Source organism: Sanguibacter sp. A247 (genome assembly GCF_052324925.1).
GTDB lineage: Bacteria > Actinomycetota > Actinomycetes > Actinomycetales > Cellulomonadaceae > Flavimobilis.
Window position 1 is genome coordinate 14214 of the sequence record NZ_JBQPRE010000004.1, and the last position, 20806, is coordinate 35019.

Below are 20806 nucleotides of genomic sequence, written 5' to 3' on the forward strand. Positions count from 1 at the left end.
TGACGGTTCGCCCTTCACGCAGCTATCTCCGAGCTCGCACTGCTTCGGGCGGAAGCCGGGGGAGGTGCGCGCCTACGGTACGCGATGGCTGACGAACGAGACGTCGGCCCACGAGTCCAAGATCGCAGGCAAGCGTGGCACCGGGACGTGGCTCGGGCCGACCGATGTTGCTTTCGGGACAACCGGCCCAGGGCCGTGTGAGGGGCTCGACGAGATGATGCCGAGCGAGGACTGAGAGTCGAGCGGGCGGCTGTCGTCCGACTCGTCGGTCTCCAGCAGCGGCGTCAGGCCTTCTTGACGAGGCGGACGAGCTCGGTGCCCTCGCCGTCGACGAGCACGAGCGAGCCGTCGGCGTCGAGGCCTGCCGCACGGGCGGTCGCCGCGAAGAACGGCATCTGGACGCCCTCGCAGAACATGAGGGTCTGCGGGCCCGCTGTAGCGCGCCACGAGCCCTTGTCCGCGAGCCACAGACCCTGGGCGCCGTTGCAGCCGTCGGAGCCGCGCCACGTCCCGTCGGCCGCGAGAGCCAGGTAGGACGCCTCCGGGGCGCCGACCGGCTTCGCGGGGAGCCAATGCCCGACGAACTCAGCCGTCGTCGCGGCCGTGACACCCTCGGGGAGCGCGGGGGAGGCGGGGTCGAGCGCTTCGCGGAGCACGTCGTCGAGCACAGGGTCCTCCGCGAGCTCGGCGGAGACGTCCGCGGGAACCTTCGGCGTGCCCCCGGCCGTGAGTGTCGCCGTCGGGGTGCCGTCTGCGGCGAGGAGAACGAGGTCCCCGCCCGCGGTCGCGATGCTCGTCGCGTCGCCGAGCCACGCCGGGACCCCCGGGAGCTGGCACGCACCCGAGCCGGACCAGGCGTCGGTGAGGAGCGCACCGTCCGTCCCGATGAGGTAGGTGACGTCGACGAGCCCGCAGTCGCGCCACAGGCTCATGCCCTGGCCGACCTGGAGGACTGCGCCCTTGTCCGCGTCGCCGGCCGTGCCGCCGACGGTCCAGGTGCCGACGGCCTCGCGCGGGTCCACGAGGGGCGTCGGAGCGTGATCGACGATCGTCGTCACCTGTGCGGACGGGACGCTTGGGTCCGCGCACGCGGCGAGCAGGAGGGCTGCGGGGAGGAGCGCTACGGCGGTGATGCGCGCGCGATGCCTCGTGCGGGAGGTGGTGGTGCTCACGGGGGTTCCTCTCGAGTGGTGGTGTCGATATCCCTGTGTCCCCGCAGGCCCGGCGCTTGCACGAGCCCACATGCATCTCGAGGAGGACCCGAAATCTCGAGGAACGGTCTTCGCCGTCTCACCATGTGGTGAGACGGTCCGTCGGAGTGCGGACGGCGCACCCTACGATCCCCTGCATGACGAGCAACATCAACCTGGCGGTCGTCGCGGGCGACGGCATCGGCATCGAGGTCGTCGAGCAGGGCCTCGCGGTCCTCGAGGCGGCCCTCAAGGGCACCGACGCAACCGTCTCGCAGACGGCCTTCAACCTCGGTGCGAAGCGCTGGCACGCGACCGGCGAGACCCTCACCGACATCGACCTCGACGCGATCCGTCAGCACGACGCGATCCTCCTCGGTGCGATCGGCGACCCGACGGTGCCGTCGGGTGTCCTCGAGCGCGGTCTCCTCCTCAAGCTCCGCTTCGCGCTCGACCACTACGTCAACCTGCGTCCCGCCAAGCTCTTCCCGGGCGTGCGCTCGCCGCTCGCCGAGCCCGGCGAGATCGACTTCGTCGTCGTCCGCGAGGGAACCGAGGGCCCGTACGTCGGCAACGGCGGCTCGATCCGCACCGGCACGCCGCACGAGGTCGCCAACGAGGTCTCCGTCAACACCGCCTTCGGCGTCGAGCGCGTCGTGCGCGACGCGTTCGCTCGCGCCGCGGCGCGCCCCCGCAAGCACCTCACGCTCGTCCACAAGCACAACGTCCTCGTCCACGCGGGCCACTTGTGGCGTCGCACGGTCGAGGCCGTCAACGCTGAGTTCCCCGACGTGACGACCGACTACCTCCACGTCGACGCGGCGACGATCTTCCTCACGACGAACCCCTCGCGGTTCGACGTCATCGTCACTGACAACCTCTTCGGTGACATCCTCACGGACCAGGCCGCCGCGATCACCGGTGGCATCGGACTTGCGGCCTCAGCCAACATCAACCCTGACCGCACCGCGCCGTCGATGTTCGAGCCTGTTCACGGCTCGGCGCCCGACATCGCAGGGCAGGGCAAGGCTGACCCCACCGCGACTGTCCTGTCCGTGGCGATGCTCCTCGACCACCTTGGCTACGCCACCGAGTCCGCGAAGGTCACGGCCGCGGTGGCCGCCGACCTCGTCGAGCGGGGCGCGCGAGTACGGTCGACGGCCGAGATCGGCACCGACCTCGCCCAGCGCGTGGCCGAGTGACCCTCACGGGTCCCGTGCCCTCGGCCGTCCTCACCCGGTAATCTCCGTAGTCGGCGGACGTGTACTCCGCGCGTCCGCCCGGTGAAAGGCCAACCCCATGAGCGACAGCATGACAACCTCGATCTCCGACAGCGCCGCGGCCTACAGCGTGAGCCTCACGGACACGCCGACTCCCGAGGCCGAGCGCGCCGCCGCGCTCGCCGCGCCGCGCTTCGGCACCGTCTTCTCGGACCACATGGCCCGCGCGCGCTGGACGGCCGAGGGCGGCTGGGCGGAACGCCGCGTCGAGAAGTACGGCCCGTTGCAGCTCGACCCCGCCACGGCCGTCCTCCACTACGCGCAAGAGATCTTCGAAGGCCTCAAGGCGTACCAGCACGCCGACGGGTCCGTGTGGACCTTCCGTCCCGAGGCCAACGCCGAACGGTTCGCGGCATCCGCGCGACGTCTCGCGCTGCCTGAGTTGTCGGTCGAGGACTTCATCGCCTCGATCGAGGCGCTCGTGCGTGTCGATCGGGCGTGGGTCCCGACGGGTGAGGAAGCGAGCCTCTACCTGCGGCCCTTCATGTACGCGTCGGAGAAGTTCATCGGCGTCCGGTCGACCCTCGAGGCCGAGTACCTCGTCATCGCCTCGCCCGTCGGCCCCTACTTCGCGCAGGGCGTGAGCCCCGTGTCGATCTGGGTCTCGCAGGACTACCACCGCGTCGGAGCGGGCGGCACCGGTGCAGCCAAGTGCGGCGGCAACTATGCCGCCAGCCTCTTGCCGCAGCAGGAGGCGTACGCGCAGGGATGCGACCAGGTCGCGTTTCTCGACGCCGCGACGAACACGACGCTCGAAGAGCTCGGCGGGATGAACATCTTCATCGTCGGAGCCGACGGCGCGGTGTCAACGCCGACCCTGACCGGGTCGATCCTCGAGGGCGTGACGCGACGTTCGATCCTCCAGCTCGTGAGCGACCGTGGCATCGAGGTGCGCGAGCGAACGATCACGCTCGATGAGGTGCTCTCGGGCCTGCGTGACGGGTCGATCGCCGAGATCTTCGCGTGCGGAACCGCTGCCGTCCTCACCCCGATCGGCCGCCTCGCAGGCGCTGAATTCGACCTCACGGTCGCCGACGGCGGAGCGGGGGAGCTGACGATGTCGCTCCGAGAAGAGCTCACGGACATCCAGAACGGTCGCCGGCCCGACCGCCACGGCTGGATGCACCGCCTCGTCTGACGTTCTGCTTGTCTGACGTTCTGCTCGTACGACGAAGGCCCCGGCTCCTCCCACGTGGGGAGCCGGGGCCTTCGTGTCATAGAGCGCTGGATCAGCGTCGTCGCACCGTGATGGACGTCGTCTTGGTCTTGTAGCCCTTCGCGTACTTGACCGACGAGACCTTGAAGTAGACGCGCCCGCTCTTCGTGAGCTTCTTCGTCTTGAGGACCGCGCTCGAGCTATACGCACCCTTCTTGAGGACGAGCGTCTTCGAGACGACCTTCGTGTACTTCTTGGCGCCCTTCTTCTTGTAGTAGAGGGTCACCTTGCCGCCTCGCTGGTAAGCGGGAGCCGTGAAACTGATCTTCGCGGTCGAGCCCACGCGCCAGCTCGGGGCGTAGTACCGCGTGGCGGCGAGGCTCAGCTTGGGGTGGGCCTTGACCGTCACGCGCTTCTTGACGATCTTCGTGACCTTGGTCGACGGGAATGTCGTCCAGTTCTGCTGCGTGACGGGGATCGCGATCTCGTACACGCCGGGGCTCGTCAGCGCGGAGATCCGGAGCTTGTACCGGTTCGCGCCCGTGACGACGTTGTTCGGGTAGGAGCTGATCCTCGGGGCGCTCGCGTCCTTGATCTTCGACGAGACGGTCTTGACCTTCGGCCCGTAGAACTGGGAGTCGTACGGCTTGTAGAGCACCATGAGGCCGTCGCCGTTGTCGTCGGTGATGACGCTCTTGTCGGCAGCCGTTCCGCTGACGCTGACCGTGAACGCGTACTCCTTCGCCTTCGACGAGAGCGTGTACGACGACTTCAGGCCGGAGACAGAGATGCCGGTGAAGGTGGGTGTGGTGGCCGCGTACGCGGGGGCGGTCGCAACGAGGGCGCCCGAGGCAGCAAGTGCGAGCGTGGCGACTGTTGTCGCGGCGCGCCGAACGAAGGTGGTCATATCTCCCCTGGTGTGAGTGACGCCGCAACGGGCGCCAAGCGTAGAGTGCAGCGCCAATCTAGGGGAGTCCCGAGGTTTGTGCGCGCTGATCAACCTGCCCGTCTTGGGAGGCGAGACACTGTCGTGAATGTCTAGGTGGAAACGCTCTCACGCGCGCCCGCCCACGAGCGCGCGGTGCGACGAGTCCATCAGGTGGTCATGGGTGTCACGGGGGAGGCGCTGTGGCATGATCGCCCTGTGACTTGCTTCACCTTCATCATTGCGTAGCGCGCCCGGCACGAGCCCGGCGCGCAGACCTCCCGTACCTTCCCGGGGGGTCTTTTTGTTGGTCACGACCGTCTGGTCACCCGATTATCGACACGAGGAGAGTCCGATGGGCTTCGACGTCTACGACACGACGTTGCGCGATGGTGCGCAGCAGGAGGGCATGAACTTGTCCGTCGCCGACAAGCTCGCGATCGCCCCGCTGCTCGACGAGCTCGGAGTCGGGTACATCGAAGGCGGCTGGCCGGGCGCGGTTCCGAAGGACACGGAGTTCTTCGCGCGTGCAGCCAAGGAGCTCGAACTGACGAACGCCGTGCTCGCGGCCTTCGGCGCGACGAGAAAGGCCGGCGTGACAGCCGCGCAGGACCCGCAGGTCCGGGCGCTGCTCGACTCCGAGGCCCCCGTCGTCACGCTCGTCGCCAAGTCCGACCTCCGGCACGTCGAGCGCGCACTGCGCACGACGCGCGAGGAAGGCCTCGCGATGATCGCGGACACCGTCGCCTACCTCGTCGGCGAGGGCCGACGCGTCTTCGTCGACGCCGAACACTTCTTCGACGGCTACCTCGACAACCCCGAGTTTGCGCTCGATGCCGCCCGCGCCGCCGCGGAGGCGGGTGCCGAAGCCGTCGTCCTGTGCGACACCAATGGAGGGATGCTCCCCGACCAGGTGACCGCGATCGTCGGCGCTGTCCGCACGGCCCTCGGGCCTGACGTCCGCCTCGGCATGCACGCGCACAACGACTCGGGCTGCGCCGTCGCGAACACGATCGCCGCGGTCAACGCTGGCGCCGAGCACATCCAGGGCACGGTCAACGGCTACGGCGAGCGGACCGGCAACGCCGACCTCCTCACCGTCGTCGCCAACCTCGAGCTCAAGCTCGGTCGCCCCGTGCTCTCGGGCGCAGGCCTCTCCGAGGCGAGCCGCATCGCCCACGTGATCTCGGAACACACGAACATCTCGCCGTACGGCCGCCAGCCGTACGTCGGCGTGAGTGCGTTCGCCCACAAGGCCGGCTTGCACGCGAGCGCCATCAAGGTCGACGCCGACCTCTACCAGCACATCGACCCGCGGCTCGTCGGCAACGACATGCGCATGCTCGTCTCAGACATGGCCGGGCGCGCGTCGATCGAGCTCAAGGGACGCGAGCTCGGCTTCGACCTGGCCGGCCAGGGCGAGCTGCTCGGACGTGTGACGCACCGGGTCAAGGACGCCGAGGCGCAGGGCTACACGTTCGACGCGGCCGACGCGTCCTTCGAGCTCCTGCTGCGCGAAGAGGTCACGGGCTCGCGCGTCAGCTACTTCACCGTCGAATCGTGGCGCTCGATCGTCGAACGCCATGGCTCACGTGGTGCTGAGACCTCCTCGGAGGCGACCGTCAAGCTCGTCGCGGGCGGCGAGCGCATCGTCTCGACGGGCGAGGGCAACGGCCCTGTCAACGCGCTCGACCACGCGCTACGGCAGGCACTCCTCCGTGTCTACCCCGAGCTCGCCGCATTCGAGCTCATCGACTTCAAGGCGCGGATCCTCGACAACTCCCTGGGGACCGACGCCGTGACGCGGGTGCTCATCGAGACGACCGACGGAGCGTCGTCGTGGTCGACCGTCGGCATCGGACCCAACCTCATCGAGGCCTCCTGGGAGGCTCTCACCGACTCGGCCGTCTACGGGCTGCTCAAGGCGGGCGTCGAACCCCGCTGACCCGACCTCCGCGCGCGTGCCGCACGACACCCGCGCCACGACACCCGCGCCACGGCGCGCAGGGCGCTGCGCGTGACCGACGCCACGGCGCCGAACCTCGCAAGCGCGCGTAGGGTGGCTTCTTGTGAGAGGCGAGTACAAAGTTCCAGGTGGCAAGCTCGTTGCGGTTGATGTTGAGACCGACGAGGCAGGCGAGAGACTTGCGCGCGTCGCGGTCTCGGGAGACTTCTTCCTCGAGCCCGACTCGGCGCTCGAGGACATCGACGCAGCGCTCGTCGCGATGCCCGCGGGGGCGTCCGTGGCGCAGCTCGCGCGCGCCGTCGAGGGAGTTCTCGACGACTCCGTGACGATGGTCGGCTTCTCGGCCGAGGCAGTCGCGATCGCGGTGCGTCGCGCGCTCGGTCACGCGACGGGCTGGCACGACCACACGTTCGAGATCATCCACGAGGGCCCGCAGTCGCCTGCGATGCACATGGCGCTCGACCAGGCGATCTCCGAGAGCGTCGACCGCGGCGAACGTCGGCCGACGCTGCGCATCTGGGAGTGGGGCGCGCCCGCCGTCGTCATCGGGTCCTTCCAGTCCCTGCGCAACGAGGTCGACCCGGCCGGCGCGAGCAAGCACGGCATCACCGTCGTGCGACGGATCTCGGGCGGTGGCGCCATGTTCATCGAGCCCGGCAACACGATCACGTACTCGCTCACCGTGCCGAGCTCGCTCGTCGAGGGTCTGAGCTTTGAGCAGTCCTACGCGTTCCTCGACGACTGGGTTCTCGGGGCGCTCGGGTCACTCGGCATCGAGGCCACCTACAAGCCGCTCAACGACATCGCCTCGCCCGCCGGCAAGATCGCGGGCGCCGCGCAGAAGCGGCTCGTGGGTGGGGCTGTGCTCCACCACGTGACGATGGCGTACGACATCGACGCCGACAAGATGCTCGAGGTCCTGCGGATCGGCCGCGAGAAGATGAGCGACAAGGGCACCAAGAGCGCCAACAAGCGTGTCGACCCGCTGCGGTCGCAGTCGGGCATGGCGCGCCCTGACGTCATCGAGGCCTTCAAGAGCTACTTCGCGGAGCGGTACGAGACGGTTCCGGGTTCGGTGACGGCTGCCGAGCGCGCTCGAGCCGAGCAGCTTGCGGAAGAGAAGTTCGCGACCGAGGAATGGACCGCGCGCGTTCCGTGACATAGACGGCGACGGCCCGGGCTCCTCGAGGGGCCCGGGCCGTCGCCGTGGTCGTGAGGTCAGCCGCGACGCGTGACGACGATGCTCGCCACGACGAGCGTGCCGAGGAGCAGCCACAGGAGCACCGCCATCGTCGGGATGACGGGAGCGTCGAGAGCGATCGCGACGGTGGCGATGCTTGCTGCCGGGATCGAGACGAGACCGGTGAACGCGAAGGCCTTCTCGACCAGCCGGGTGTCGCGCTCGTCGCCGTGCCCGGTCACCGTGCGCTCCGCGTGGGTCAGGTGAGCGGGACTGCGCAGCGCGCGGACGACGGCCACGAGGAAGAGCACGAGGACAGCGCCGCCACCGATGGCGACTCCCTTGGCCATCGACTCCCGCCCGTTGGCGCTGAGGATGACGAAGAGCGTGACGGCTGCGGCGAGCCCGGACGTGAGGCCGACGGCACCCTGAACGAGGGTCGTGCGGTTAGTCGTCGACATGGAAGATCTCCTCGATCGTCAGCTGGAAATGGTGGGCGATCGCGAACGCGAGGGGGAGGGAGGGGTCGTACTTCCCGTTCTCGATCGAGTTGATGGTCTGCCGGGAGACGCCGAGGGCGACGCCGAGCGCGGCCTGGGAGAGGCCCGTCGCTTCTCTGAGGGAGCGGACGTCGTTGCGCATCAGGGGGTCCCGATGGTGAGCGCGATCATGTGACCTCCGGTGTCAAGGCTGCTTGATATATCAAGTGTGCTTGACACTCCTCGGGATGTCAAGCGTGCTTGACCTCGCGGCCGCTCAGGGCCGGGGACCGACGATCGCCGTGCCGACGCGCACGATCGTCGCGCCCTCCGCAACGGCCCACTCGAGGTCGCCGCTCATGCCCATCGAGAGCTCCGTCGCGCTGGGCGCGCCAGCCGTGACGATCTCGTCGCGCAGCATGCGCAATCGGCCATAGCCAGCGCGAACCTCGGCCTCGACCGGGGAGCGGAGCCCGATCGTCATGAGGCCGCGCAGACGTAGCCCCTCGGTCTCGGCGACCTCGAGCGCAAGATCGAGGGCGGCGTCGGGCGCGATCCCTGACTTCTGTGCCTCACCTGAGACGTTGACCTGGACGAGAACGTCGAGTGTGCGACCGTCGCGCACGCACCGGGCCCCGAGCGCGGCTGCGAGCGCGGCCGAGTGCACCGTCTCGACGCATGCAACATGGCGCAGGGCCGCATTGATCTTGTTCGACTGCAGCGGGCCGATGAGATGCACCGCAGGCGGTGCGTCGAGCGCTTCAAGCGCCGTCGCCTTCGCGACGATCTCCTGGACCCGCGACTCGCCGAGCACACGTGCCCCGGCTGTGACCGCCTCGAGCGTGCGGTCGACGTCGACCGTCTTCGTCGCGACGACGAGCGTGACGTCGTCGGGGCGTCGGCCGACCGCGCTCGCGGCGGCAGCGACGCGGTCCGTCGTGCGGGCGAGGGCAGCCGCGATGTCCCAGGTGCTCACGAGGCGTCATCGTAGTCGCAGCGTGTCGGGGAGGCCGATGACGGCCACGGGACGCGCGCCACCGGCCACGTGCACGCCCTTGCCGTCAGGCGTCGGACCCGCGCGTGACCCGACGTGGGACGAACGACCACAGCGCCGCGAACCCGAGCGCGACCGTCACCGCAACGGCGAGCCCTGCAGCCCGCCCGACGACGACGTCCACCACGAGCATCGCCGCACCCACCATGAGCATCGCGACGAGCGCGAAGCACACGCGAGCTATGCGGTTGCTCGTCTCGACGAGCTCGTGTTTCACCCTGTGACGGAACACGGCCCGGTGCACGACTGCGGGCGTCACGAGCAGACCAGTCGTCGCGACCGCAGTGAGGACCAGGACGAGATAGAGGACGCGCTGGTAGTCGTCGAGCTCGGTGAAACGCTGCTGGAAGGGGAGCGTGAGGAGAAAGCCCGTGAGGATCTGGACGCCGGTCTGGGAGATCCGGAGCTCCTGAAGGAGATCGCTCCAGTTGCGATCAGCGCGCTCGGCGCGCGACTCGTCACGCCCGTCGGGCGCAGCATCACGGCCTGGGCCGTGGCGACCGGCGCCGCCGTCGCCCACCGGGTCGTCAGACACGGGCTACCTCCGTCCCGCGCGCCGCCGGGTGCGACGCAGCTCCGGACAGCGTGGCACGACGCCCGCAGGGCGGCGCGTCGAGCGCCCCGGGCCCGACACGGGCGCGGACGAACCCCGGACGCCGCCGACGCACCTGTGGGGGCCGTGCACAGGCACGTGCCGGGGTCGTCCCCGCGCGCGCGTGTGCGTCATGATGGGGGCCATGACCGCGCCGCGCGACCTGCCGACCATGACCGCCGACGCGACGATGAGCACGGCGGGCGCCCCGGCCGGAGGCGCAGAGGCGACCGAGGACGTCACGGCGCCCGACCGGCACGCCGACCGCACACTCGCACCGCGCGTCGAACGCCCCTCGCTCTGGCCCGCGCTCGTCGTCGCGCTGCTCGCCCTCGGGGCCTACCTCGTGCTCAGTCTCGCCCGCTGGAACCGGTGGGAAGCACCCAGCTGGGACAACGGAATCTTCGAGCAGGCGATCCGCGGGTGGGCGGGATTCGGATGGCCGGTCGTCGACATCAAGGGCGAAGGCTATATCCAGCTCGGCGACCACTGGTCGCCGCTGCTCGTCGTCATCGCCCCGTTCTACCGCCTCTTCCCAGGGCCCGTCACTCTTCTCGTCGCGCAAGCGGTGCTCGTCGCGATCTCCGTCGTCCCGCTCACGCACGTGGCGCGCCGCTGGCTCGGCAACCTCGCGGGTCTCGGCGTCGGCGTCGCATACGCGGCCAGCTGGGGCGTGCAGTCCGCGATGGACGTGCAATTCCACGAGTACGCGCTCGCCGCGCCGATCCTCGCCTTCGGCCTCGCCGCCGCGCTCGACGGCCGGTGGCGCCCGGCATGCGCGTGGCTCCTGCTGCTGCTCGGCGTCAAGGAAGACATGGGACTGACGGTTGCGGGCTTCGGCGTCGTCCTGTGGTTCTGGGGCGAGCGCCGCCGCGCATGGCAGATGGTCGCGGCAGGGCTCGGAGGCATGGCCCTCACCCTGTTTGTCCTCATCCCGATCTTCAACCCGTGGAACCGATACGACTACTGGGGCAAGCTCGGCGAGGACGGCGCCGCCGTGGAGCCCGGCGGGATCGCAGGCCTCATCGGCGGTGTGTGGCGCATCCTCACGCATCTCTTCGTTCCCGACGTCAAGCTCGAGACCCTCGCGCTCCTCGTCATCGTCACCGCCTTCGCAGCGCTCCGCTCGCCTCTCCTCATCATGATCGTCCCGACGATGCTGTGGCGGTTCGCGGGCTCGACCGAGCACTACTGGGGCTCCACCTGGCACTACTCGCTCATTCTCATGCCGATCGTCTTCGCGGCGACGATCGACGGCGTGCGCCTCCTGCGGACGTCGCCGCACGCCGCGGCACGCGGGTTCGCGCGAGCCGTCCCCGCGCTCACTGTTGTCGTCGCAGCCGTCCTCGTGCCCCACTTTCCGTTCGGCGACCTCGCCGACCCCGCGACGTATGAGCGCCCCGCCTCCGTCGCCTCGGGCGAACGCGCGCTTGCCTCGATCCCTGCGGGAGCGAGCGTCGCGAGCGATCTCGGGCTCATCGTCCACCTCACTCGCGCGCACACCGTCTACTGGATCGGTACGGAGTCGTCCGTCGCCCCGCAGTACGTGGCGATCCGGACGATGAGCGGGTGGGGCGGGAACCCGCCCGACGACGTCGCCCGTTACGCGGCCTCGCGGTTCGGCGGCGTCTATGAGGTGTCGTTCGACGAAGGTGGATACCAGGTCGCGCGACGCATCGGCTGAGGCGGCGGGCGGACGGCGTCGGTGTGGCGGCGGGCGTGGAGCTGATGTCGGTGGCTGTTCCTAGGATGGACGCATGCGCACGCTCCTCAACGTCATCTGGCTCGTCTTCGCCGGCTTCTGGCTCGCCATCGGCTACGCCGTCGCGGGCGTCATCTGCTGCGTGCTCGTCGTGACGATCCCGTGGGGCATCGCGTCATTCCGCATCGCCTCGTACGCGCTGTGGCCCTTCGGGCGGACGGTCGTGCGCAAGCCAGGCACGCAGGTGATGTCGACGCTCGGCAACATCGTGTGGTTGCTCGTCGCCGGGATCTGGCTCGCGATCGGGCACGTCACGACGGGCATCGCGCTGTGCGTGACGATCATCGGCATCCCGATGGGCATCGCGAACTTCAAGCTCGTGCCCGTGTCGTTGCTGCCGCTCGGCGCGGAGATCGTGCCCACAGACCGAGCCTTCGCGTGACAGACGCCGTGCAGAGGCCGCGCCGCGTGCTCGTTCTCGGTGGCACGGCATGGCTCGGTCGCGCCATCGTCACGGAGCTGCTCGTGGGAGGATCCGACGTCGTGTGCCTCGCGCGTGGGTCCTCCGGCGACGTGCCCGAGGGTGCGACGCTCGTGCGCGCGGACCGGACCGAGGCCGGCACCTACGACGCCGTGGCGTCGGAGGAGTGGGACGAGGTCGTCGAGCTCGCGTACGCGCCCGAGCTCGTAGGTCCCGCGCTCGACGCGCTCGCGGACAGTGCCCAGCACTGGACGCTCGTGTCGAGCGTCTCGGTCTATGCCCGTGACGATGTCGCCGGTGACGACGAGTCGGCCCCGCTCGTCGACCCGACGGACCCGACCGACTATGCCCACGCCAAGGTCCTCGCGGAGGGTGCGACGCGCGAGAGGCTGAGCGATCGGCTCCTCATTGTGCGCCCGGGGCTCATCGTCGGGCCCGGCGACGGCAGCGACCGATTCGGCTACTGGCCGGCACGGTTCGCACGCGGAGGGACCGTGCTCGTGCCGGAGACGGCGGAGCGAGCGGTGCAGGTCGTCGACGTCCGTGACCTCGCGGCGTTCGTCGCGCGTGCGGCCGCACGCGGGGTCGTCGGGGTCGTCGATGCGGTCGGGGAACCGTGGTCGTTCGACGACGTGCTCGGCCTCGTGGGTGAGGTCGCCGACGCGCGTGCGACGGCGCAGCCGGGCGGAGCCGCAGCGAGGGAAGTGGTGGTGGCCGACGACGCCTGGCTGCTGGCGCACGACGTGCGCTGGTGGGCGGGACCGCGGTCGCTGCCCCTCTGGCTGCCCGGCGAGGCTGTGGGGTTCGCGCGCCGCGCGGGAGTGCGGTTCCGCGAGCTCGACGGTCCGCGGACGACGATGCGTGAGACCGTCGAGCGGGTGCTCGACGACGAGGTGCAGCGCGGCCTCGACCGCGAGCGGCGGTCAGGGTTGCCAGCGGAGCTGGAGGCGGCGCTCGTGCGGGAGCTCGTCGCTGGGAAGGTCAGTCGCGACTGAGGGCAGCCGTCGTCGCGTCCGTGAGCGCGACGAGGTCGGCAGGCGCGAGGCCGACATCGAGGCCTCGGCGACCCGCGGAGACGTAGACGGTCGCGTGGTCGAGCGCGGACTCGTCGACGACCGTCCGCAGGCGCTGCTTCTGGCCGAGCGGGCTGATCCCGCCCACGACATAGCCGGTTGCGCGCTCGGCAGCCGCGGGGTCGGCCATCTCGGCCTTCTTCGCGCCGACGGCGCGTGCGAGCGCCTTGAGGTCGAGACGGCCGTCGACGGGGACGACACCGACAGCGAGGCGGCCGTCGGCGAGCGCGAGAAGCGTCTTGAAGACCTGCGCGGGTGGGACACCGATCGCTGCGGCCGCCTCGAGGCCGTAGCCGACGTCGGTTGAGGGATCGTGCTCGTACGCATGGACGGTGTGGGCGACGCGTGCGCGTTCGAGGGCGACGAGGGCAGGCGTGCCGGACGGGGTCGACTTCTTGGCCACCGCGCAGGTGTACCGCGAGGGGGAGGGCGGTTGCAACTTCGACGCGCCGCGTGCGTGGGGCGGGGATCCCTGCGTGCGTTGGCGGCCCTCCGCGGACGGGGATCATGCGGATCCCTGGCACGGACTCGCCGCCGGGTGGTCTTCCTCCGCGCACGGGGTGAGCTAGGGGTGAGATGTCGATCCTGCCGAGAAGGTCGAACAGGCGTTCGATACTGTGGAGATGTCGCCCCAGGTGAGCGACACGGCGTGATCTGACACGCGACGAGACGACGAGGCGCAAGATGCGGCGCTGACGGAGGTGACGGCGATGGACTTCATCGACCGCAGCGCGCCCGGCGCCGCTCCCTCCGCGCGACCGCGTATCCATCGTCGGGGCGCGTCGCGTCCTGGTGCTGTGTCTCGCACCACTCATGCACATGGTGCGGCCTCGGTGAAACCAGGGGGCACGCAGTCAGCTGACGCCGCGATGGGACGACCGGCCGCAGACGCCAACGAGTCTCCCCAAGGGCGGAGTACGTGGGTCGAGGAGGCGCGCGCGGAGAGCTGTCAGGTCGAGGAGGCGCGCGCGGAGAGCTGTCAGGTCGAGGACGCGCGCGCGGAGAGCTGTCAGGTCGAGGAGGCGCGCGCGGAGAACTCTCGGGTGGAGGGCTCCTGTGCGGACGCGTCGAGCAGCATGCTGCCGACGGATCTCCTCGGTCAGATCACGCTTCTCGAGAGGCTGGCGGCGCTCATCGCGTCGCACGCCCCCGACGACGGTCCCGCCACGCTTGCGGCAGAGTCCTCGCGGCGAACGGTCGCCGTGCTCGATCAGCTCGGTGCGCAGCGTCTCGCATGGCTTGGGCGTATCGAGGCTGACGGTTTGTGGCGGGCCGACACGGTGCGCAGCTTTCCGTACTGGATCGCGTGGCACGACCATCGATCGCTCGCGATCGCCCGTCGAGAGGCGTTGGCAGCGGCCCGGTTGCGCGACCATCTTCCCGCAACACTGAGGTCCGCACGGGCCGGTCATCTCACGGCGCCGCAGGTCGAGGTGCTCAGCCGCACGCTGCCGACGTCGGATGAGCGGTGCGCCGCGCTCGCACAGGCGTATCCGCAACAGCCTCTGCCAGCCGAGCCCCCAGCGGACGGGGCCGCCCACGAATCCCAGCCCTCATACCGCGAGGCCCGGGCTGAGAACGGCACGGTGCCGGGCGTCGGAGCCGACGGCCGCGCGCCCTGGGCGGACCCGTCGCACGACCCGTCGTGCACGGCCGACCGCGGACGGTGCACGTGCGAGCGGGTGGAGATCACGGGTGAGCAGGCGATGCTCGGGGTCGCCGCCCGCTTCGACCTACGTGACCTTGGCAAGGCCGCTCGGCGCTTCGCGCAGGTCGCAGACCCCGAAGCCGACGATCGAGGCTACCGGCACGCACAGCACCGTGAGCATCTCGACCTCTCCCGGACGCTCGGTGGCTACCACCTCTCGGGATTCCTCACCGAGGAGCATGGGCAGATACTCACGACCGCGCTCGAGGCTGCGATCGGTGTGCCGTCGAAAGATGACGGTCTGCGGCCGACTCAACGACGCGCGATCGCGCTCGCAGGGGTCGCGCGGTCATACCTCGAACGAGGGGAAACCGGGGGAGCCGGAGCAGGTGTCCGGCCGCACCTGACGGTGCTCGTCCCGTGGCGCGACTTCGTCGGTCTCGCCGGGCACGGTGCCACGAAACGCGGTGTTGACGAGCGCAGTGCTGAGGACGTCGTCGCGGACCTGCTCAGCCCCGGACCGACGTGGCTCGACGGCTCAGGTCCCGTCCCGCGTCAGGTGCTCGAGACGATCGCGGCAGACTGCGCGGTCACCCGCGTCGTCTTCGGGCCTGACTCGGAAGTGCTCGACGTCGGCAGGTCGCAGCGGACGTTCACGTCGGCGCGCCGTCGGGCGGTCGTCGCACGCGACAAGGGGTGCGTCTGGCCACGCTGCTCGGCGCCCGTCCAGATCTCCGAGATCCACCACGCCCGCCGTCACTGGGCGGACGGAGGCGGTACGTCGACCGACAACGCCGCGCTGCTCTGCTGGTTCCATCACCGTCACGTCGATCGCGAACGCATCGCCATGGCGTGGCGAGGCGGCTGGGTCTTCTCCGACCCGGGCGGCTACGACAGACCGTGGGACCCAGGGTTCCCCGAGATCGACGACAGGGAGCCCTACCCAGATGGGTGACATCCGAGACACGATGGTGAGGTCGAGTGCGCGGGTCCTACAGGCTGCCGACCTCCGTGATGTGCAGCACGACCTCGCCAGCTTCGTCGCTCGCGTCGAGATCGACAATGGCCCGGATGTGCCAGGCACGATCACCGTCCGGGTCGTCGAGGACCTGCCTCACAGCCCACTGCCGGGCGTTGCCGTCGACCTGCTCGGCCACCTCGACGAGCCGGGGCGAGCGAGCAGCCGCCGTGATCCCGATCGCGTCGTCGCCGTACTCCTCGAACATCGGGTCAAGCGCGTCAGCCCACGCGTCGGCGTCCCAGCCGTCGGCGGCATCGAGCGCGCCGAGCGCCGTGTACGCCTCGCGCGAAGCGAGTTCGACGCGGCGGAACATCGCGTTGCGTACGAGCACCCGGAAGGCGCGCAACGAGCCCGTGACGGGACGGACAGGTTGGCTCTCGCCCGTCCCCGACAACGGCCCGTCACCCACGAGCGTGTCAGCGTCGTCATCGACCGGGTTCGCGAGCCGCTCCCACTCGTCGAGAAGGCTCGAGTCCGTGCCCTTGACGAGCTCGCCGAGCCATTCCGTGAGCTCTTCGACCTCCTCGGTGCGGTGCTCGGTCGCCACCGTCTGCCGCATCGCGCGGTAGGCGTCGGCCAGGTAGCGCAGCAGAACACCCTCGGTCCGGTCGAGCTGGTACCGCGAGACGTACTCCCCGAAGGTCGACGCACGCTCGACCATGTCGCGGACGACGGCCTTGGGCCGCAGCTCCTGGTCCGAGACCCACGGGTTGCCGCGCTTGTACGACTCGAACGCGGGCTCGAGGACGTCCTCGAGCGGCCGCGGCCACGTGACGTCCTCGAGCATCGCCATGCGCTCGTCGTACTCGTAGCCCTCAGCCTTGAGCGCGCCGATCGCCTCGCCACGAGCCGCACGTTCCTGCGCGTAGAGCACCTGACGCGGGTCGTCGAGCGTCGCCTCGAGAACCGAGACGACGTCGAGGGCGTGCGTCGGGCTCTCGACGTCGAGCAGCTCCTGCGCCGCCAGCGCGAACGGCGACAGGGGCTGGTTGAGCGCGAAGTCGCGTGGCAGGTCGACGACGAGTCGCACCCCGGGTCGCATGACACCGTCGTCGCCGCGCACCCGGACCTTCTCGACGATCCCCGCCTGCCGGAGCGACCGGTAGATCCGGAAGACCTGGCGGACGTGCTTGGTCTTCGACGTGTCGTTGTCATGGTTCGCCGTGAGCAGGTGCCGCATGACCGCGACCGGGTCCTCGCCGTGCTCGCCGCGCGCCAGGACGTTGAGCACCATCGCGTGGTTGACCGTGAAGTGGCTCGTGAGCGCCTCCGGCTCTGAGTCGCGCAGGCGTTCAAACGTCTTGTCGGTCCAGTTGACAGACCCCTCGGGCGCCTTCTTGCGGACGATCTTCTTGAGCTTCTTCGGGTCGTCGCCGGCCTTCTGCAGCAGCTTGCGGTTCTCGATGACGTGCTCGGGTGCCATGACGAGCACGTCGCCGACCGTGTCGAACCCCGCGCGACCCGCGCGCCCCGCAATCTGGTGGAACTCCCGCGCCGTGAGGTGGCGCATGCGCTCCCCGTCGTACTTGACGAGCGAGGTGAACAGCACGGTGCGGATCGGCACGTTGATGCCCACGCCCAGGGTGTCCGTGCCGCACACGACCTTGAGCAGGCCACGCTGCGTGAGCCGCTCGACGACGCGGCGGTACTTCGGCAGCATGCCCGCGTGGTGCACACCGACGCCGTGCCTGAGGAACTTCGACAGCACGCGGCCGAACCCGGATGAAAAGCGGAAATCGCCGAGCTCGTCGGCGATCGCGTCCTTCTCTGCACGCGTCGCGACGTTCATGCTGAGCAGCGACTGCGCGCGGTCGACAGCGTCCTTCTGCGTGAAGTGCACGATGTACACGGGCGCGCGGTGCGTGTGGACGAGGTCCTCGACGACCTCTCCCAACGGCTCGACGACGTACTCGAAGTTGAGCGGGACGGGCCGCTGCGCGCTCGTCACGAGGGCAACATCGCGTCCCGTGCGGTGCTCGAGCTCCTCGGTGAAGAACGACGTGTCGCCGAGCGTCGCCGACATGAGCAAGAACTGCGTCGAGGGCAGCTCGAGGAGCGGGACCTGCCACGCCCAGCCGCGCTGCGGATCCGCGTAGAAGTGGAACTCGTCCATGACGACCTGGCTGATCGCGTCCGTCCCCGTGCGTGTGCCACCGTCGCGCAGCGTGATGTTGGCGAGGATCTCGGCCGTGCAGCAGATGATCGGTGCACTGGGGTTGACCGACGAGTCACCCGTCATCATGCCGACGTTCTCCGACCCGAACGCCTCGACGAGCGCGAAGAACTTCTCCGAGACGAGTGCCTTGAGCGGCGCCGTGTAGTACGTCCGGCCGCCTGTTCCTGCACGGAACGCCGCGAGCGCAGCAAAGTGCGCGCCGATCGCCACGAGGCTCTTGCCCGAGCCCGTGGGCGTCGCGAGGATGACGTGCTGCCCGGAGACGAGCTCCATGAGGGCCTCGGCCTGAGCCGGGTAGAGCTCAAGGCCACGGCCCGTCGCCCAGGTGTCGAAGGCCTCGTAGAGGACGTCCGGGTCGGTCGAGAGGGGAAGTGCTGCGGCGAGGGAGGCGGTGGCGGTGCTCATGATGGGTTCATCGTCTCAGGTGTCGCCGACATACGGGGCCGCGCTCGGCGCAGCGGTCGCGCGACATGTCCCGCAGTGCTACCAACGAGGCATGTCCTCGCTGCTCACCGTCGGCCACGGAACCCTAGACCGCGCAGGGCTCACCACCCTGCTCACGAACGCGGGCGTCCAGACCGTCGTCGACGTACGACGGTTCCCCGGATCACGGCGCAACCTCGACGTCAGCCGGGACGCCCTGCCCCGATGGCTGCCCGAGGAGGGCATCGCCTATGAGTGGGAGGAGCGCCTCGGTGGCCGACGACGACTCCCCGCCGGTGCGCGGGCGCCCGCCTCCCAGCCGGGCGCGGCGTCGCCCGGCGCAGACGTGACGGGCGCGACGTCGCCCGGCGCAGACGTGACGGGCGCGACGTCGCCTGGCGCACACGTGACGGGTGTGACGCCACCCAGCACGGCCGTGACGGCCGCGATGTCACCCAGCGCACACGTGACGGGCGGGACGTCGCCCGACACATGGTGGCGCGTCGAGGCGTTCCGCGCGTACGCGTCGTGGACCCGCACCGCGACCTTCCGGGACGCGCTCGACGACCTGCTCGACCCGATCCGCGCCACAACCCCAGGAGGAGGGTCGAACGGCGGCTCCCGGTCGCCCGCAGCCGACGGGCCCGCGACGCAGGGCAACACCGTCATCATGTGCAGCGAGTCCGTGTGGTGGCGGTGCCACCGACGTGTCATCGCCGACGTTGCCGTGCTCGCCCGCGGTATTCCGGTGTGGCACCTCATGCACGACGGACGGCTCGACGCGCACGTGCCCTCGCAGGGCGCGCGACTCATTGATCCCGCCGACCCTCGTGACGACGGCACGCCCGACGTCATCTGGGACGGCACGTCGGACTGACCTTCGACCACTCCGGTCGGACTGCGCGGCCTCGTCGTCGTGCTCGCGTGCGATACGGCCGCGTCGGCAACCGCGGCCCTCCGGCTAGCCGCGCCCGCGACGCCTGAGGATGACGACGCCCGCGACCGCGTCGGGAACTCCATCGACCACCCACATCGCTGCGACGAGCCACGCGACCCAGCTCTGGCCGAACACCGTGCCGCCGTTCGCGGCCCACACCGCGACTGCGACCCCTAGGGCGACCTCAAGGGTCGAGAGCGCGACGAGGACCCGGGGGCGGTGCCACAGCCACCGACGGAAGCGCGTATAGGCGCCATCGCCCTGCGGCTCTTCGATCGCAGTCTCGGCGAGCCCGCGCAGGACGGCTGCGCGCATCGTCGGGTCCGGTTGCACGACGACCGCGCCGGGCACGTCGAGCCACCGCACCGGAGCCGCGCCCGCGTCCCCCGTCTCCGCGAGGCGTCCCGCACCGCCGGCAACCGCCTCGGCTGCTCCGCTGCCACCGTGGCCGGCCAGCTCCCGCGCCATCGCACCGCCTCGCTCGACGACTGCCGCGATCCCGGTGGGAAGCCCGAGAGCGTCGGCCGCGTCGGCAAGCAACGACTCACGCGCGAGCGACAACGTCCGCAAGCGTTCGAGCGCAGATCCAGAGAGCCGTGTCGTGTCGGGAACGATGCGCAACGACGCCTCACCGAGCTCAGCAGCGAGCCGCGCTGACGGGCTCTCGGGCGGCAGGTTGCGCAGGACAGGAGCCGTCGCGGGGGTCGCCGCGAGCTCGATCGTCACGGTGGTCCGGCGCTCGCGGTGGTGCCACGAGACAGCTCGCGACTCGCCCGCGCGGGTCAGGGTGACGACAGGGCGCTCGGCGGCGCCCGCAACCTCGTTGACGAGTGCCTCGCCGTCGACCGTCGAGCCGAAGGGCAGTGCGGCGATCGTCCAGCCGTCGACGGCCGCGTGCTCGAGCGGGGCGCCGAGCCCGTGCGCGAGCCCACGGATCATTCCCGCCGACGCAGCCGATGCCCGCCACATGACGACGCACGCGGACGTGCCGGCGGCGAGGGTCGCAGCCTCGGGGTCAGACTCGGAGCCGTCGGGCGCGATGACGACCTCGTCGTTGACGACGACGTTGCGCCCCGTGAGGTGGGCAAGCCCGGGCACGAGGTGCTCGATCTGCTGGCCCGAGACGGTACGCCCCTCGGCGTCGATGACGACACGACCCCCCTCGTCGACCGCGATGATCGCGACCGCCGCGCCCGGGGTCCCGAGGTCGTCGCCGTCCGCGACGACAGCGACGACGTCGCGCTGCCGCAGGTACGTCGCTAGCTCGTCGACGGTCGTGCGTCCTGTCTCGTCCGCAAGGAACGTGAGGACGAAGGTGGACCGGCCCTCAAGCGCGGGGCGCTCGGGGTGGCGATTCTGCGGGGGTGCGGGCTGCATGAAAACTCCGTGGGGTGCGAGGGCCGGCACCATCATCGCCGATCCGCGCGGCGCCGTGAGCCGCCCGCGCGGGCACGCCGCGAGGGAACGCCAGGCGGCAGCGAGGGCGAGCGCGAGGGGGGAGCGTCAGGCGGAAGCGAGGGCGA

The 20806-nt window shown here is 70.2% G+C and carries 19 protein-coding genes; 10 read left to right on the plus strand and 9 right to left on the minus strand.

Features of this window, described 5'->3' with window-relative positions; genetic code table 11:
• Positions 1 to 64: 64 nt before the first annotated feature.
• Positions 65 to 235 (plus strand): hypothetical protein, encoded by a 171-nt coding sequence (locus tag ACTVCO_RS10230; protein ID WP_443728328.1) that lies wholly within the window; start codon positions 65 to 67, stop codon positions 233 to 235.
• 49 nt (positions 236 to 284) lie between these two features.
• Here ACTVCO_RS10230 and ACTVCO_RS10235 read toward each other — a convergent pair whose 3' ends face one another.
• Entirely contained in the window at positions 285 to 1172 is an 888-nt protein-coding gene (locus ACTVCO_RS10235) for an META domain-containing protein (protein ID WP_443728329.1), read from the minus strand.
• Between the two features lie 176 nt (positions 1173 to 1348).
• Between ACTVCO_RS10235 and ACTVCO_RS10240 the strand changes: the two genes are divergently transcribed.
• Together ACTVCO_RS10240 and ACTVCO_RS10245 are read left to right on the plus strand one after the other, a co-directional pair.
• Positions 1349 to 2392, plus strand: a complete 1044-nt coding sequence (locus ACTVCO_RS10240) for a 3-isopropylmalate dehydrogenase (RefSeq protein WP_443728330.1) — start codon at positions 1349 to 1351, stop codon at positions 2390 to 2392.
• 97 nt (positions 2393 to 2489) lie between these two features.
• The gene (locus tag ACTVCO_RS10245; protein ID WP_443728331.1) at positions 2490 to 3608 is read left to right on the plus strand and encodes a branched-chain amino acid aminotransferase; all 1119 of its coding nucleotides are present in this window, start codon (positions 2490 to 2492) and stop codon (positions 3606 to 3608) included.
• Between the two features lie 91 nt (positions 3609 to 3699).
• On the opposite strand, the gene ACTVCO_RS10250 is transcribed toward ACTVCO_RS10245, so the two are convergent.
• Complete coding sequence (locus tag ACTVCO_RS10250; RefSeq protein ID WP_443728332.1) at positions 3700 to 4533, minus strand: hypothetical protein; 834 nt, start codon at positions 4531 to 4533, stop codon at positions 3700 to 3702.
• A gap of 373 nt (positions 4534 to 4906) precedes the next feature.
• Here ACTVCO_RS10250 and cimA point away from each other — a divergent pair, with 373 nt between their 5' ends.
• Positions 4907 to 6496, plus strand: coding sequence for a citramalate synthase (cimA, locus tag ACTVCO_RS10255; RefSeq protein ID WP_443728333.1), 1590 nt, complete (start codon positions 4907 to 4909; stop codon positions 6494 to 6496).
• A gap of 124 nt (positions 6497 to 6620) precedes the next feature.
• Entirely contained in the window at positions 6621 to 7676 is a 1056-nt protein-coding gene (locus ACTVCO_RS10260) for a lipoate--protein ligase family protein (protein WP_443728334.1), read from the plus strand.
• A 59-nt stretch (positions 7677 to 7735) separates the two neighbouring features.
• Here the strand turns inward: ACTVCO_RS10260 and ACTVCO_RS10265 are convergent, their stop codons facing one another.
• The 4 genes from ACTVCO_RS10265 to ACTVCO_RS10280 all read right to left on the minus strand — a co-directional run bounded on the left by ACTVCO_RS10265 (position 7736) and on the right by ACTVCO_RS10280 (position 9765).
• Entirely contained in the window at positions 7736 to 8158 is a 423-nt protein-coding gene (locus tag ACTVCO_RS10265) for a hypothetical protein (protein ID WP_443728335.1), read from the minus strand.
• A complete protein-coding gene (locus ACTVCO_RS10270; protein WP_443728336.1) occupies positions 8145 to 8339 on the minus strand; it encodes a helix-turn-helix transcriptional regulator in 195 nt (64 codons plus the stop codon). The genes ACTVCO_RS10265 and ACTVCO_RS10270 overlap by 14 nt, the downstream gene beginning before the upstream one ends.
• Before the next feature lie 114 nt (positions 8340 to 8453).
• Positions 8454 to 9152, minus strand: coding sequence for a YggS family pyridoxal phosphate-dependent enzyme (locus ACTVCO_RS10275; RefSeq protein ID WP_443728337.1), 699 nt, complete (start codon positions 9150 to 9152; stop codon positions 8454 to 8456).
• Between the two features lie 85 nt (positions 9153 to 9237).
• A complete protein-coding gene (locus ACTVCO_RS10280; protein ID WP_443728338.1) occupies positions 9238 to 9765 on the minus strand; it encodes a DUF6328 family protein in 528 nt (175 codons plus the stop codon).
• 202 nt (positions 9766 to 9967) lie between these two features.
• On the opposite strand from ACTVCO_RS10280, the gene ACTVCO_RS10285 reads away from it, so the two are divergent.
• The 3 genes from ACTVCO_RS10285 (at position 9968) to ACTVCO_RS10295 (ending at position 13000) form a co-directional block, all read left to right on the plus strand.
• Complete coding sequence (locus ACTVCO_RS10285; protein WP_443728339.1) at positions 9968 to 11506, plus strand: DUF2079 domain-containing protein; 1539 nt, start codon at positions 9968 to 9970, stop codon at positions 11504 to 11506.
• A 73-nt stretch (positions 11507 to 11579) separates the two neighbouring features.
• Positions 11580 to 11966: a YccF domain-containing protein gene (locus ACTVCO_RS10290; protein ID WP_443728340.1), complete on the plus strand. Its 387-nt coding sequence runs from the start codon at positions 11580 to 11582 to the stop codon at positions 11964 to 11966.
• Positions 11963 to 13000 (plus strand): NAD-dependent epimerase/dehydratase family protein, encoded by a 1038-nt coding sequence (locus tag ACTVCO_RS10295; RefSeq protein WP_443728341.1) that lies wholly within the window; start codon positions 11963 to 11965, stop codon positions 12998 to 13000. The genes ACTVCO_RS10290 and ACTVCO_RS10295 overlap by 4 nt, the downstream gene beginning before the upstream one ends.
• Here ACTVCO_RS10295 and ybaK read toward each other — a convergent pair.
• The gene (gene ybaK / locus ACTVCO_RS10300) at positions 12987 to 13481 is read right to left on the minus strand and encodes a Cys-tRNA(Pro) deacylase (protein ID WP_443728342.1); all 495 of its coding nucleotides are present in this window, start codon (positions 13479 to 13481) and stop codon (positions 12987 to 12989) included. The genes ACTVCO_RS10295 and ybaK overlap by 14 nt on opposite strands.
• A gap of 673 nt (positions 13482 to 14154) precedes the next feature.
• Here ybaK and ACTVCO_RS10305 point away from each other — a divergent pair.
• A complete protein-coding gene (locus ACTVCO_RS10305) occupies positions 14155 to 15681 on the plus strand; it encodes a DUF222 domain-containing protein (protein WP_443728343.1) in 1527 nt (508 codons plus the stop codon).
• A gap of 37 nt (positions 15682 to 15718) precedes the next feature.
• On the opposite strand, the gene ACTVCO_RS10310 is transcribed toward ACTVCO_RS10305, so the two are convergent.
• Positions 15719 to 18328 carry a DEAD/DEAH box helicase gene (locus ACTVCO_RS10310; RefSeq protein WP_443728344.1) on the minus strand — a complete coding sequence of 870 codons (2610 nt, stop codon included), beginning with the start codon at positions 18326 to 18328 and terminating at the stop codon, positions 15719 to 15721.
• A 91-nt stretch (positions 18329 to 18419) separates the two neighbouring features.
• Between ACTVCO_RS10310 and ACTVCO_RS10315 the strand changes: the two genes are divergently transcribed.
• Positions 18420 to 19223 carry a DUF488 family protein gene (locus ACTVCO_RS10315; RefSeq protein WP_443728345.1) on the plus strand — a complete coding sequence of 268 codons (804 nt, stop codon included), beginning with the start codon at positions 18420 to 18422 and terminating at the stop codon, positions 19221 to 19223.
• 84 nt (positions 19224 to 19307) lie between these two features.
• Here the strand turns inward: ACTVCO_RS10315 and ACTVCO_RS10320 are convergent, their stop codons facing one another.
• The gene (locus ACTVCO_RS10320) at positions 19308 to 20660 is read right to left on the minus strand and encodes a hypothetical protein (RefSeq protein WP_443728346.1); all 1353 of its coding nucleotides are present in this window, start codon (positions 20658 to 20660) and stop codon (positions 19308 to 19310) included.
• Positions 20661 to 20806: the final 146 nt, after the last annotated feature.

Coding starts and splice junctions, on each gene's coding strand:
- ACTVCO_RS10250 (WP_443728332.1), bottom strand. CDS start 4,533: ATGACCACCTTCGTTCGGCGCGCCGCGACAACAGTCGCCACGCTCGCA.
- ACTVCO_RS10315 (WP_443728345.1), top strand. CDS start 18,420: ATGTCCTCGCTGCTCACCGTCGGCCACGGAACCCTAGACCGCGCAGGG.
- ACTVCO_RS10305 (WP_443728343.1), top strand. CDS start 14,155: ATGCTGCCGACGGATCTCCTCGGTCAGATCACGCTTCTCGAGAGGCTG.
- ACTVCO_RS10245 (WP_443728331.1), top strand. CDS start 2,490: ATGAGCGACAGCATGACAACCTCGATCTCCGACAGCGCCGCGGCCTAC.
- ACTVCO_RS10265 (WP_443728335.1), bottom strand. CDS start 8,158: ATGTCGACGACTAACCGCACGACCCTCGTTCAGGGTGCCGTCGGCCTC.
- ACTVCO_RS10320 (WP_443728346.1), bottom strand. CDS start 20,660: ATGCAGCCCGCACCCCCGCAGAATCGCCACCCCGAGCGCCCCGCGCTT.
- ACTVCO_RS10240 (WP_443728330.1), top strand. CDS start 1,349: ATGACGAGCAACATCAACCTGGCGGTCGTCGCGGGCGACGGCATCGGC.
- ACTVCO_RS10270 (WP_443728336.1), bottom strand. CDS start 8,339: ATGCGCAACGACGTCCGCTCCCTCAGAGAAGCGACGGGCCTCTCCCAG.
- cimA (WP_443728333.1), top strand. CDS start 4,907: ATGGGCTTCGACGTCTACGACACGACGTTGCGCGATGGTGCGCAGCAG.
- ACTVCO_RS10290 (WP_443728340.1), top strand. CDS start 11,580: ATGCGCACGCTCCTCAACGTCATCTGGCTCGTCTTCGCCGGCTTCTGG.
- ACTVCO_RS10285 (WP_443728339.1), top strand. CDS start 9,968: ATGACCGCGCCGCGCGACCTGCCGACCATGACCGCCGACGCGACGATG.
- ACTVCO_RS10310 (WP_443728344.1), bottom strand. CDS start 18,328: ATGAGCACCGCCACCGCCTCCCTCGCCGCAGCACTTCCCCTCTCGACC.